The sequence below is a fragment of the Streptomyces sp. NBC_01334 genome (assembly GCF_035983595.1).
GTDB lineage: Bacteria > Actinomycetota > Actinomycetes > Streptomycetales > Streptomycetaceae > Streptomyces > Streptomyces coriariae.
The window spans coordinates 1,390,427-1,403,450 of sequence record NZ_CP130718.1; the positions used below are offsets into that span (position 1 = coordinate 1,390,427).

Below are 13,024 nucleotides of genomic sequence, written 5' to 3' on the forward strand. Positions count from 1 at the left end.
CTTCCCGGTGCGGGCGTCAGGGCGTGGTGCCCGGGGTGCCCGCCCGCAGCCGGTCCCTGATGACACGCACCGCCGACTCCGCGTCGTCCACGGTGATGGTGAACGTGTGACCGTCCCAGAGCCGCAGCAGCACGCCCTCGCCACGGCGGACCACGACGGCCGTGCCCTTCTCCGGCCGCCAGCGATAGCCCCAGCCGCCCCAGTGCCGCGGAGTGACGAGCGGTACGAAGTCGGCCCCCGCGACATGGGCCAGCGGGATCCGCCGACGAGGCAGCCCTATGTGGCCGCAGCGCACTTCGAGCGACTCCTGGTCGAGCTTCAGGTCGACGTGGACGAAGGCGAGGGTGCCGAAGAGAACCAGCAACCCGGCGGCGATACAGCCGACGACGGACATGGCGAGCGGGGCGATGCCGGACGTCCACGCGGATTCGACGGCGAGCTCGACGCCGAGCGCCATGCAGGCGGCGCCGACGAGCGCCAGCACCCACTGGAACCGGTTGGTGGCGCGTCCGGTCCAGACGTCGGGATGCGGGGCGTCTGCATGCGGGACGTCGGGAAGCGGGATGCTCTCGTCGTGGGGGTGGTCCCTCATATTCATGAGGTTACTCAGGTTTCGCTGCGCCGCTAGCACGTAGCGCAGGGTGGCTGCTCCGCCCGGGCGGCGGGCGGCCCCGAGGGGCCGGTCCGGGCCCGTCGGTCACCGGGCGGAGCTGACGGCCTCCAGCAGTCGGCCTTCCGCATAGGCCAGGGCGGGCGCCGGGAGAGCGCCGGGACGGCCGCTGAGGAGAACCGTCACGGTGCCGAGCGCCGCCGCCTCGGGTGCGGGGCGCGCGCCGATGCGGCGCAGTGCCTGCGCGGCCACGGCGCCGGCCGAGCCGTGCAGCACGAGCGGCGGCCGGTCGGGGTGCTGCACGGCCGCACGGATGCGGTCGGCGACCAGTTCGTAATGGGTGCAGCCCAGGACGACGGTCGTTACTTCCTCGGGGGTGAGCGCGGCGGCCGCGGCGACCGCGGCGTCGATCGCCGCCTCGTCCGCGTGCTCGACCGCCTCCGCCAGTCCCCAGCAGGGCACCTCGGCGACCGTGACGCCCCCGGCGAAGTCCCGGATGAGGTTGCGCTGATAGGGGCTGCCGGTGGTGGCGGGCGTGGCCCAGATCGCGACGGGGCCGCCGCCGGCCGCGGCCGGCTTGATCGCCGGGACGGTGCCGATCACCGGGATGCCGGGTTCGAGGAGGGACCGCAGCGCGGGCAGGGCGTGCACGGTCGCCGTGTTGCAGCCGACGATGAGGGCCTCGGGCCGGTGCGCGGCGGCGGCCTCGGCGACGGCCACGGCACGCTCGGTGAGGTCCTGTGAGGTGCGCGGCCCCCAGGGCATGCCGTCGGGGTCGAGGGAGAGCACGAGATCGGCATCGGGTCGCAGGCGCCGTACCGCGACGGTGGCCGCCAGCAGGCCGATTCCGGAGTCCATGAGCGCGATCTTCACCCGGCCACCATAGACGATGTGCTCTTGCGGCCCGGTGGCGTGGGGCAGACTGCGCGCGTGAGCGCCATCGTGTGGATCGCCGCCGTGACTCTGGCCGCCTGGCTGTGGCTGTTGCTCTGTCAGGGCTTCTTCTGGCGCACGGACGTCAGGCTGCCGGCCCGGAAGGAGCCACGGGAGTGGCCGTCCGTCTGCGTCGTCGTCCCCGCGCGCGACGAGGCGGCGGTGCTGCCCGCGAGCCTGCCCTCTCTGCTCGCGCAGGACTACCCGGGGCGGGCGGAGGTCTTCCTCGTCGACGACGGCAGCTCCGACGGCACGGGGGAGCTGGCGCGCACGCTCGCCCGGCAGCGGGGCGGGCTCCCGCTGACCGTGGCCTCGCCGGGCGAGCCTCCCGCGGGCTGGACCGGGAAGCTGTGGGCGGTGCGGCACGGCATCGGCCTGGCACGCGCGCGTGAGCCCGAGTACCTCCTTCTCACGGATGCCGACATCGCGCACGGGCCCGACAGCCTGCGGGAGCTGGTGGCGGCGGCCCGCACCGGAGGGTTCGACGTCGTCTCCCAGATGGCACGGCTGCGGGTGGAGAGCCTGTGGGAGCGGCTGGTGGTCCCCGCCTTCGTCTACTTCTTCGCGCAGCTCTACCCCTTCCGGCGGATCGGCCGACGCGGGGCACGGACGGCGGCCGCCGCGGGCGGCTGCGTCCTGCTGCGCACCGACGCGGCCGAGCGGGCGCGGATCCCGGACGCCATCCGGCACGCCGTCATCGACGACGTGGCGCTCGCGCGGGCCGTGAAGGGCGCGGGCGGTCACGTCTGGCTGGGGCTGGCCGACCGCGTGGACAGCGTGCGGCCGTACCCGAGGCTGCACGATCTGTGGCGGATGGTCTCGCGCAGCGCTTACGCGCAGCTGCGGCACAGTCCGCTCCTGCTGACCGGCACGGTGCTCGGCCTGGCGCTGGTGTACCTGGTGCCTCCGCTCGCCCTGCTCGGCGGGCTCGCCGCAGGCAGTGCGGCCACCGCTGTGTTCGGTGGTCTGGCGTGGCTGGTGATGGCGGGGACGTACGTCCCGATGCTGCGCTACTACCGTCAGCCGCTGTGGCTCGCTCCCCTGCTGCCGTTCACCGCGTTCCTCTATCTGCTGATGACGGTCGACTCCGCGGTCCAGCACTACCGGGGACGCGGTGCGGCCTGGAAAGGCCGCACCTACGCCCGTCCGGACGCCGTCGCGGACGAGGGCTGAGCCGTCGTACAGGGGCCCCTGTGAACAGGGGCGCCCGACCACGGGCCGGCCTCTATTTGCGGCCCGGCGTCCAGTTCATGCCCCACCCGTAGGCGTAGTCGACGGTCCGCTGTGGGCTCACCCCGCGCTCGGGCACCAGGTAGCGGGCCTCGCGCTGGACGACGAGGTCGCCCCCGTTGTTGGTGATCAGCGCGAGCGCGCACACGGTCGAGGGGACCGTGCACTCGTCGAGGGAGAAGTCGATCGCGGCGCCGAACTGCGGTTGCAGCGTGACGGTGGCGTGCAGGTCGGCGAAGGAACGGGCGCCCTCGTAGACGGTCACGAAGACGAGGATGCGCCGGAAGTCGTTCTTGTGGTCGAGGTTCACGGTGAGGTTCTCACCGCTCGCCAGGGCGCCGGTGCGGTCGTCGCCGTCGAGGTGGATGTACGGCGGTTGGTGCAGGGCTCCGAAGGCGTTGCCGAGGGCCTGGACCACGCCCTTGCGGCCGTCGGCGAGCTCGAACAGGGCGCAGAGGTCGAGGTCGAGGTCGTTGTGCATGGCGACCGCGCGGCCGCGCTTGCTCCCCCACCCCGAGAACTGCTTGCGCACCTCCCAGTTCAGGTTCACCCGCAGGGCGCCCGAGGTGCCGCCCTGCTTGCTCAGGGACACCGACGGGGCGGCCTTGGTCAGCGTCACCTTGGTCAGCCGGACCGGTGCGACGGGCGGTGCCGGCGGCGGAGGCGGCGGGGCCTGGTGGACGGGCGGGGGCATCGTGGCCGGGAAGGCGGGCATGGTCGGCTGCTGGGAAGGCGGCGGGGGAGGAACCTGACGGGTCGGCGGGGCCGGGGCGGCCGCCTGCTGCGGCTCGTCCACGGTGATCCCGAAGTCGGTGGCCAGGCCTTCGAGACCGCTGTCGTAACCCTGGCCGACGGCCCGGAACTTCCAGGCGCCCTGGCGGCGGTAGAACTCCCCCAGCACGAAGGCCGTCTCCACCGTCGCGCCTGCACTGTCGAACCGTGCCACGACGGTGCCCTGCGCCGCGTCCCGTACCTCGATGTAGAGGTCCGGCACACGGCCGAACGAGCCGCCGTCCGTCGAGGCCGCCAGGACGATGGTCTCGATCGCGGGCTCCACGCGCGCGAGGTCGACGAGCAGGCTGTCGGTCACCCGGCCCCCGGCGTCGCGCTTGCCCTCGTGGCGGACAGCTCCGGAGGAGTGGGCCGGCTGGTTGTAGAAGACGAAGTCCGCGTCGGAACGGACCTTTCCGCCGACCAGCAGCAGTGCCGACGCGTCCGCGTCCGGAACGCCCGTTCCCGAGCGCCAGCCCAGTTCGACCCGCAGCGCCGTGGTCGGCACCGGAGCATTGGACCCCTTCGACATTGACATGTACGCCCCCATCGCGTGTCAGTGCACCGGGCCGCACGCCTCGGCACCCCTCGGGTTGTCTTTCCGGCCAACCTATTGCGCGCGACGGGGAACTCCCATCGGGAGCGCAGGATCAGCCCTGACCAACCGCCGGTAACCCGCTCGGAACTCGGCCTTTACACGATCGGAAGGACGCGTGCCGTCCTTTTTTCCCAAGTTCGCTCGCATTGGGGGCCCGAGGTCACTGCGGACACGGAAATCAACCCTCTTATCGGTCTCCCCAACCAGCACATCGTGGGCTTAACTTATGTGCCATGACCTCCCCCCGCTCCACCTATGGCGGCGGCTACTACGCCTCCTTCCCGGACACCCCGATCTACGACTCGCTCGTGGCCGAGCGGGGCACCCCGCAGATCGCCCCGATCCGGGTCCCCGCCGCGTACGACATGGGCAGCAGCAACCTGCCCGCGTTGCCGTCGGCGCTGCCCGCACTCCCGGCGGGCCCCTCGCAGTCCTACGGCTACGGCTACCCGCAGGCGCAGCAGCCCGCGCCGTTGCAGCAGGCTCCGGCGGCGTACATCCCGCCGCAGGCCGGCGCGCCGCGCGGCTACCCCGGACCCCAGGCGCAGCAGCAGCCGCGTCCGGCCGGCCCCGGCACGGGCTACGACGCCATGCGCCCGGCCGCTCCCCGGCCCGCCACGCCCCAGTACCAGGACCCGTACAACCAGCAGTACCGGGGCTACTGAGCCCACGGGGTCGTCGGTGCCACCTGGCAGGATGGCCCCATGGGGCATGTGCAGCTGCTGTCGATTCACGTCCATCCGGTCAAGGCGTTCCGGGGTCAGGCACCCCGGGAGGCCGTCGTGGAGCCCTGGGGGCTGGCCGGGGACCGACGCTGGGCGCTGATCGACGACGGGGGAAAGGTCGTCACACAACGTCAGCAGCCGCGCCTCGCGCTGGCCGCCGCCGAGCTTCTGCCCGGCGGCGGCGTGCGTCTGTCCGCGCCCGGTCTGGAGCCGCTGACCGTGCCGGTGCCCGAGCCGGTGGGCACGGTGTCGATGGAGATCTTCCGTGACAAGGTGGAGGGGGTCCTCGCCGACGACACCGCGCACGCCTGGTGCAGCGCCCACCTCGGCGCCGACGTGCGGCTGGTGCACATGGACGACCCCGCGACCCGTCGGCCGGTGGACCCCGGGTACGCGCGGCCCGGCGAGACCGTCACCTTCGCCGACGGATATCCGCTGCTGGCCGCCACGACCGCGTCCCTGGACGCCCTCAACTCGCTGATCGCCCAGGGCGAGCACGCCGAGGAGGGCCCGTTGCCGATGAACCGTTTCCGGCCGAACCTGGTCCTGGCGGGCACCGATCCGTGGGCGGAGGACGGCTGGTCGCGCCTCGTCGTCGGCGAGGTCGAGTTCCGGGTCGCCAAGCCGTGCGGCCGCTGCGTCGTGACCACCACCGACCAGGGCACCGCGACACGCGGCAAGGAGCCCCTCCACACCCTGGGCCGGCATCGGCGCCTCGGCGGCAAGCTGATCTTCGGACAGAACCTGGTGCCTCTCGGTCACGGCACGATCAGAGTCGGTGATCCGGTGCGCGTCATCGCATAGTTCCGGCCGGGGTCGGAGGCCGGGCGATCCGTGGGAACCCCCGCCCGCCTCCGGAGCGTTGGGATTGCGTGAGAAGTTCATGAGAGGTCCCGGGCTCTGGTGATTTCGCTCTCTCTTTCCCCGGGCTCGCACGTGAACGGCTCCAACGGGGGTTATCACGGAGCGGGAAGGGGGTGCGGGCGGTGCGAGCGATCGGCGGAATCTGGCGCTGGCGACACAACCCACTGCGTCGTACGACGGATCTGGTCGAGGCGTGGGTGGCCTTGTCGGCCTTGTTGCTGATCCTCCTCGTCGCGCCCGTGGTGGGTTCCCTCGTCGGCGCCGTGGCGCAGGACGTCCTCCAGCGGTCGGTCCACGAGCAGCGGCAGTCCCGCCACGAGGTCACGGCCACCGTGGTGCGCAAGGTGGACGGTTCGCCGCTGGAGGTGGACCCGGAGACGGCCACCGGCCGGGAGGCCCGCACCCGGGTCGTCGCGGACTGGACGGCGCCTGACGGCACGGCACGGCACGGCACGGTCCTGGCGGGCCTCAAGACCCCGCACGGCGGCGACCACTTCGAGATATGGACGGACGGGCACGGCGCGCTGGTGGCCCGCCCGCTGGACTCCGCCACGGCGACGACGCACGCCGTGCTGGCCGGCTTCGGCGCGGCCCTGCTCACCGCGGGCGCCGTCGAGGGCGTTCGCCGGCTGATCGTCTGGCGCCTGGTCCGTCGCCGGTACGCCCGTTGGGACCAGGCCTGGGACCGCGCGGGCCCGGACTGGGGCCGCACCGGCACCGGCAGCTGACGGCCTTCCGTCTCTGGTCAACCCACCACCCGCGCGCACGCTACGGTGGTCCGGCCGAACCATTCGGCATCAACCCGCGTATCACGAGGTGGGGGCACATCAACGCCATGGCACAGGGCACGGTCCAGGTGACGCACACCGGCACATCGAGGTGGCGGCGCCGCACGGGTGAGTACGCATCGCTCGCCGCCGCCCTGGAGGCCGCGGCCGAGGGTGACGTGCTCACCATCGCTCCCGGAACCTATCGGGAGAACCTTGTCGTGGAGCGGTCCGTCACGCTGCGCGGCCCCGAGGGCTCCCCCGGTTCCGTGCGCCTCGCGCCCCTGGACGGGGTGCCGTTGACCGTGCGCGCCTCGGCGGTGGTACAGGACCTGCATGTGGAGGGCCAGGACGCGGCCGCGCCCGCGGTGCTCGTCGAGGACGGCACGCCGGAGCTGCTGGACGTACGGATCGTCACGCGGTCGGCGGCGGGCATCGAGGTGCGGGGCAGTGCCCGCCCGACGGTGCGCCGGTGCACCGTCGACAACCCGGCGGGCATCGGCATCGCCGTGGTCGACGGCGGCGGTGGTGTCTTCGAGGAGTGCGAGGTCGTCGCGGCGGGTCAGGCCGGCGTCTCGGTGCGCGGCGGGGCCCACCCCCGGCTGGAGCGCTGCCGGGTGCACCACACGTCGGGCGCGGGCCTGAGCGCGACCGGCGACAACTCCTCTCTGGAGGCGGTGGGCTGCGAGGTCTACGAGGTCAGGGGCAGCGGTGTCCAGATCACCGCACGGGCCACCGCGCACCTCACCGACTGCGATGTGCACCGCACCACCTCCGACGGCGTCACGCTCGACACGGACGCCGTGCTCACCCTGGCCGACTGCCGTATCCACGACATCCCGGAGAACGCGGTCGACCTGCGCTCCCGTTCGGTACTGACACTGACCCGCACGACGGTGCGTCAGTTCGGCCGCAACGGACTGTCGGTGTGGGACCCGGGCACGCGCGTGGACGCCAACCAGTGCGAGATCTTCGACAGCACCGGCGACTACCCGGCCGTCTGGGTCAGCGACGGCGCCACCGCGGTCCTCGACTCCTGCCGGGTGCACGACGTGCCCGACGCGCTGTTCGTCCTCGACCGGGGCTCCCGCGCGGACGTCGTGGACAGCGACCTGTCCCAGGTGCGCAACACGGCCGTGTCGGTGAGCGACGGGGCGACCGCCCAGCTCGACGACTGCCGGATCCGGGACGCGGCGACCGGCGCGTGGTTCCGCGACCACGGCAGCGGCGGCACCCTCAACAACTGCACCGTGGACAGCACCCAGACCGGCGTGATCGTCACCAAGGGCGCCGACCCCACCGTCGAGCGCTGCACCGTCGACTCCCCCGCCGAGGCCGGGTTCTATGTGTCGGCCGGTGGCCGCGGCACCTTCCTGAACTGCCGGGTGACGAACAGCGGCGGCTACGGCTTCCACGTGATAGACGGCAGTCGTACGACGCTGCGCAAGTGCCGTACGGAGCGCTGCGCGCGCGGTGGTTACGAGTTCGCCGACGCCGGGGGCGACGCGGGCTCGGGCTCCGGTCCCCTGGTCGAGGACTGCACCAGCGACGAGAGCGCGGGCGTGCGGACACCCGGGGCCGTGGCGGCGGCGGCGACGGTCGCACAGACGACCGCCCAGTCGCCGGGTCTGCTGGGTGTGGTCCCCGAGCAGCGGGTCACCGCGCCGGAGCCGCAGCGGGCCGCCGGCGAGCCGGAGACGTCGGTGCGGACCTCGAAGGACGTGCTCGGCGAGTTGGACACGCTGGTGGGCCTGGAGAGCGTCAAACGCGAGGTGCGGGCCCTCATCGACATGATCGAGGTGGGGCGGCGCCGTCAGCAGGCCGGGCTCAAGGCGGCGTCCGTCAAGCGCCATCTGGTCTTCACCGGCTCCCCCGGCACCGGCAAGACCACCGTCGCCCGCCTCTACGGCGAGATCCTCGCCTCCCTGGACGTGCTGGAGAAGGGCCATCTCGTCGAGGTGTCCCGCGTGGACCTGGTCGGCGAGCACATCGGCTCGACGGCGATCCGCACCCAGGAGGCCTTCCAACGGGCGCACGGTGGCGTGCTGTTCATCGACGAGGCGTACGCGCTGTCGCCCGAGGACGCGGGCCGCGACTTCGGCAAGGAGGCCATCGACACCCTGGTGAAGCTGATGGAGGACCAACGGGACTCCGTGGTGGTGATCGTGGCGGGCTACACGGCGGAGATGGAGCGCTTCCTGTCGGTCAACCCCGGTGTGGCGTCCCGCTTCTCACGGACCATCACCTTCGGTGACTACGGTCCCGAAGAGCTGCTCCGGATCGTGGAACAGCAGGCCGAGGAGCACGAGTACCGGCTCGCTCCGGGCACCGCGGACGCCCTGTTGAAATACTTCACGGAGCTCCCCAAGGGACCCGCCTTCGGCAACGGGCGTACCGCGCGCCAGACGTTCGAGGCGATGGTGGAGCGGCACGCCGGCCGGGTCGCCCAGGTGGCCGAGCCGAGCACGGACGACCTGACCTTGCTGTACGCGGAGGACCTGCCCGAGCTGCCCTGATCCGCTCAGGTGCGCTGCTGGGGCAGCTCCGGTCGCAGCCGTCCCAGCAGCATCTCGCGTTCGTCCACGAACGCCGGGTCGGCCTGGTAGTCGGAGTGGCCCAGTACGGGGGCGGGCAGCGGGTGTTCCTCGGTGCGGCCGTACGCCAGCGGGTCCGCGAGGGGCTCGCGGTCCACCTGGGGGCCGCAGTCGTCGCCGGACAGCCGGACGGGGCCGCCGATGGGGTCGGTGAGCCGGTACAGGTTGCGCCAGCAGGCGATGTCCTCGTGCAGGGCGGCGAGCGCGGCCGGCCCGAAGTGAGCCGGGAACCAGCGGCCGTAGAGTCGCTCGATCGGGGAGCCGTAGGTGAGCAGGGCGACCCGCTTACGGTCGGAGGGCCTCAGCTGCCAGGCCGCGGCGGCCGCGAGGACGCTGCCCTGGGAGTGACCGGAGATCACCAGGCGTCCGCCCGTGGCGCGCGTCCAACTGGCCATCCGCCAGGTCAGGTCGGGGACCGCGCGCTCCGCGTAGCAGGGCGGGGCGAAGGGGTGCGCGGCGCGCGGCCAGAAGGTGCCGACGTCCCAGAGGATGCCGATCGTGCGCCGCGCGGAGGCGTCCTTGTAGGCGCGTCGGCCCCAGGTGACGAAGAGGACGAAGCCGAGCCCTATGAGCCAGGAGCCCATGGCCTGAGCGGTCTGGGCGGCGCCCTGGACGAAGGCCTGGGCGCCGTCCGTGGCGCGGACCGGGGTCTTCCCGGTGCCGAAGGCGCCGAGGAGCGCGCCCGCGCCCAGGAGCAGCGTCGCGGTGGAGACGACGGCGACGAGGAGCGGGCCACGGTCGGTGAGCGTGGCCATCGCGCGGGCGCGGGCGATGCGCCGGGTACGGGCCGGGTCGCCGGGTCCGACCCCGTACTCGCGGCCCACCGCGTCCTGCTCGGCCCGGGTGAGCCGCCAGGTCTGGCGCCCGAGCAGTGCGCACAGCGCCAGCAGGACGACGAGCAGCACGGGGATGACGGACGCCTGCCAGGTCAGGAGCACGGGCGGGCCGTCGAGGAAGGTCCCGGTGCCGTCCAGCCAGTCCGACACTCGCTGCGACACCCCGCCGGACATCACTCCGCCGAGCGCACAGGCCAGCATCGCGACAGCGGGCCCGCCGAGCCCGCGCAGGGCGCAGCGCTCCTGCTGGACGAGCTGAACCCGCTCGACGGCAGTGGCTCCCTCCGGGTCCGCCGGTGCGGAGCGCTCCTGTGGACAGTGGTGCAGGGCGCGGGCGACGACCGCGAGGGTGATCACCAGGGCACCCTGGGCGAGGGCGAGACCGCCGAAGGTCGCGTCGCCGGGAAGCCGGCCCTCGGAGTGCCAGCCCGGGCGCTGCCACCCGGCGTACACCAGGGTGAGGGCGAGCAGGACGAGGGCGGCCAGGGGCAGCCGGTGGACTAGGTGGGCGTCGATGCGCCGGTCGAGGCGGTGCTCGCTGCGGCCCCGGCGGCACACCACCCACACCGTGGCGAGCGCGCCCGCCACCAGGGACGCCTCCAGCAACCGGCCGAGCCAGTCGAGGAGGGCGGGGCCGCCGGGTCGGCGGTCCTGGCGCACGGCCGCCGTCCCCACGGCCGCGGCCACCGTCAGCAGTCCCGCCGCGGTGTGTGCCGCGCGCAGGCGGGCCACCAGCCGGCGCCCGTACCAGAAGCCGGGCCGGCCGAGTGCGGTGTGAGCGGGGCCGTTCTCGGGTTCGGAGGCGCGGTCGAGGGGCTCCTGGGACTCGTACGCCCGCCAGGTGCGGTGGGACAGGTACCACAGGAGACCGACGAGGGCGGTCGGGACCAGGGCCGCGAGGGCGAGCCGACGGCCCGGCAGGCTCCACCAGCCGCCGTCGGAGACCGCCGGGGAGAGGAAGCCCAGCCAGGAGTGACGCTCGGCGCACGCGGTCGTGCCCGCGCACTGCCAGGCGGTCAGGTCGAGGGCGACCTCGCAGGCCGCGGCGACGAGCAGCACCGTCAGGCTCAGCGCCGCGAGCCGCACGAGCAGCCCGTACAGCCGCACCGCGCGGACGCCCTCCCGTGCCGCGGGGCGCATCCAGTGGGCGAGGTTGACGACCATGAACGGCAGCAGCAGAAGCCACAGGGCACGGGTGCCGTTGCCGGAGGTGAGGTTGGACCACACATAGGCCTCGGGAACCGGGGCGTCGCGGCCGCGGTCGTCGGCGGGGCCGGTGTCCGCGGTGACGTCGTCGGCGCGCCGGAACACGGCCGCCGTGTCGTCGCCGGTGATCCGCACCGTGCGCGGATCGTTGAGCATCTTCTCGGGCGTGGCGCCACCCACGCCGTGGACCAGGAGTTCCAGGGCCGTTCTGTCCGCTGAGGCACGTTCCACCGTTCGCACTTCCCCCGTGACACGCATTCGACATGTGTCCGCGCGGACATAAGGATCGCCACTTCAAAGGCTTGATACACCTTCCGTCACGGAACCTCCTCGGAGCGTGTGGGGAACGCCCACGCCACACGTGAGTGGCATGCACGCGTCGGGGTGGTGGACCAGCTGTGTGCAAGCCGTGCGAGGATGGGACGCCCCCGCACCGGAATCGGCGAGAATGGCCTCGTCGGAGCAGGTGAGCGGGCCTGTCGGACGGGCTGAGGGAAAGGACCGGAGCGTACGTGAGTGAGAATCAGAACCTCCTCGCGGAGCAGCGCCGCGCCCTGATCCTGGACGAGGTACGCCGCCGGGGCGGCGTACGGGTCAACGAGCTGACCCGCAAGCTCGGCGTGTCGGACATGACGGTGCGCCGCGACCTCGACGCGCTGGCGCGGCAGGGTGTCCTGGAGAAGGTGCACGGCGGTGCGGTGCCGGTCGTGGAGGCGAGCACCCACGAGCCGGGATTCGAGGCGAAGTCGGGTCTGGAGCTGACCGCCAAGGAGGACATCGCGAAGGCGGCGGCGGAGCTCGTCGCCCCGGGCAGCGCGATCGCGCTGTCGGGCGGTACGACGACGTACGCGCTGGCGCATCATCTGGTGGACGTGCCGGATCTGACCGTGGTGACCAACTCGGTGCGCGTGGCCGACGTCTTCCACGTGGCGCAGCGCACCTCGGGCCCCCGGCAGGGCGCTGCCACGGTCGTGCTGACCGGCGGGGTGCGCACGCCGTCCGACTCGCTGGTGGGTCCGGTCGCCGACCAGGCCATCGCGGCGCTCCACTTCGACGTGCTGTTCCTCGGTGTGCACGGGATATCGGCCGAGGCCGGTCTCTCCACACCGAACCTCGCGGAGGCCGAGACCAACCGGCGTCTGGTGCAGTCGGCGCGCCGGGTCGTGGTGGTCGCGGACCACACCAAGTGGGGTGTGGTGGGCCTGAGTTCGTTCGCGGCGCTGGAGCAGGTCGACACGCTGGTGACGGACGCGGGGCTGCCGGAGGCGGCGCGCGTGGAGGTCGCCGAGCACCTGCGGCGGCTGGTGGTCGCGGGCGAGCCCGGTGAGGGTACAGACATCTGAAGGGCCTGCGGCTAGGGTGACGCACCCGTTTCCTCGCCCCGAGGAGGTTGTGCGCATGGCTCACCGGCTGCGCCCCGAAGGACTCCCGTTCGTCGAGACCGCTCCTGTACGGCTGGTTTTCGCCCGGGAGGTGTCCGCTCCCCCTGAGCTCGTCTTCCGCGCCCTCGCCGAGGACGTGTCCGGCTGGGCGGAGTGGTTCCCGGCCGTGACGTCCGTCCAGCCCCTGGACGACGGCGCGGGGCGCGACGTACGGCTCAGGGGCGGCACGCGTTTCCGGGAGACGGTGCTCGTGGCGAAGGAGCCGGAGCTGTACGCCTACCGCGTGGACGTGACCAACGCGCCGGGCGTCCGGGCGCTGGTCGAGGAGTGGCGGCTGACGCCGGCCGGGGCGGGGACGCGCGTGCAGTGGACGTTCGCCGCCGACGGCAACGGGGCGTTCCGGGCGGTCCTGCGGCTGGCCCGGGCCGGTCTGGGGCGGTCGTTCCGGGACGCGGTGACGAAGCTGGACCGCCGGCTCACCCCGTAAGGGTTCCGGCCCTTCCGCTCG

The 13,024-nt window shown here is 73.0% G+C and carries 11 protein-coding genes; 7 read left to right on the forward strand and 4 right to left on the reverse strand.

Features of this window, described 5'->3' with window-relative positions:
- Positions 1-16: 16 nt before the first annotated feature.
- Both OG736_RS06360 and OG736_RS06365 read right to left on the reverse strand, forming a co-directional pair.
- Complete coding sequence (locus OG736_RS06360; protein ID WP_057605310.1) at positions 17-592, reverse strand: hypothetical protein; 576 nt, start codon at positions 590-592, stop codon at positions 17-19.
- 105 nt (positions 593-697) lie between these two features.
- Positions 698-1,483 (reverse strand): glutamate racemase, encoded by a 786-nt coding sequence (locus tag OG736_RS06365; RefSeq protein WP_327181551.1) that lies wholly within the window; start codon positions 1,481-1,483, stop codon positions 698-700.
- Positions 1,484-1,522: 39 nt separating this feature from the next.
- Here OG736_RS06365 and OG736_RS06370 point away from each other — a divergent pair, with 39 nt between their 5' ends.
- Complete coding sequence (locus tag OG736_RS06370; protein WP_327187537.1) at positions 1,523-2,716, forward strand: glycosyltransferase; 1,194 nt, start codon at positions 1,523-1,525, stop codon at positions 2,714-2,716.
- Positions 2,717-2,768: 52 nt separating this feature from the next.
- Here the strand turns inward: OG736_RS06370 and OG736_RS06375 are convergent, their stop codons facing one another.
- Positions 2,769-4,076, reverse strand: a complete 1,308-nt coding sequence (locus tag OG736_RS06375; RefSeq protein WP_327187538.1) for a TerD family protein — start codon at positions 4,074-4,076, stop codon at positions 2,769-2,771.
- Positions 4,077-4,375: 299 nt separating this feature from the next.
- Between OG736_RS06375 and OG736_RS06380 the strand changes: the two genes are divergently transcribed.
- The 4 genes from OG736_RS06380 (at position 4,376) to OG736_RS06395 (ending at position 9,014) form a co-directional block, all read left to right on the forward strand.
- The gene (locus OG736_RS06380) at positions 4,376-4,807 is read left to right on the forward strand and encodes a DUF6643 family protein (protein WP_327181552.1); all 432 of its coding nucleotides are present in this window, start codon (positions 4,376-4,378) and stop codon (positions 4,805-4,807) included.
- A 39-nt stretch (positions 4,808-4,846) separates the two neighbouring features.
- Positions 4,847-5,671, forward strand: a complete 825-nt coding sequence (locus tag OG736_RS06385; RefSeq protein ID WP_327181553.1) for an MOSC domain-containing protein — start codon at positions 4,847-4,849, stop codon at positions 5,669-5,671.
- A gap of 182 nt (positions 5,672-5,853) precedes the next feature.
- Positions 5,854-6,459, forward strand: a complete 606-nt coding sequence (locus OG736_RS06390; protein WP_327181554.1) for an Rv1733c family protein — start codon at positions 5,854-5,856, stop codon at positions 6,457-6,459.
- A gap of 107 nt (positions 6,460-6,566) precedes the next feature.
- On the forward strand, positions 6,567-9,014 hold the full coding sequence (locus OG736_RS06395; RefSeq protein WP_327181555.1) for a right-handed parallel beta-helix repeat-containing protein: 2,448 nt from the start codon (positions 6,567-6,569) through the stop codon (positions 9,012-9,014).
- 5 nt (positions 9,015-9,019) lie between these two features.
- On the opposite strand, the gene OG736_RS06400 is transcribed toward OG736_RS06395, so the two are convergent.
- Complete coding sequence (locus OG736_RS06400) at positions 9,020-11,392, reverse strand: hypothetical protein (RefSeq protein ID WP_442817006.1); 2,373 nt, start codon at positions 11,390-11,392, stop codon at positions 9,020-9,022.
- Positions 11,393-11,646: 254 nt separating this feature from the next.
- On the opposite strand from OG736_RS06400, the gene OG736_RS06405 reads away from it, so the two are divergent.
- On the forward strand, positions 11,647-12,477 hold the full coding sequence (locus OG736_RS06405) for a DeoR/GlpR family DNA-binding transcription regulator (protein WP_327181557.1): 831 nt from the start codon (positions 11,647-11,649) through the stop codon (positions 12,475-12,477).
- A 55-nt stretch (positions 12,478-12,532) separates the two neighbouring features.
- Positions 12,533-13,003 (forward strand): SRPBCC family protein, encoded by a 471-nt coding sequence (locus OG736_RS06410; RefSeq protein WP_327181558.1) that lies wholly within the window; start codon positions 12,533-12,535, stop codon positions 13,001-13,003.
- The last annotated feature ends 21 nt before the right edge of the window (positions 13,004-13,024 follow it).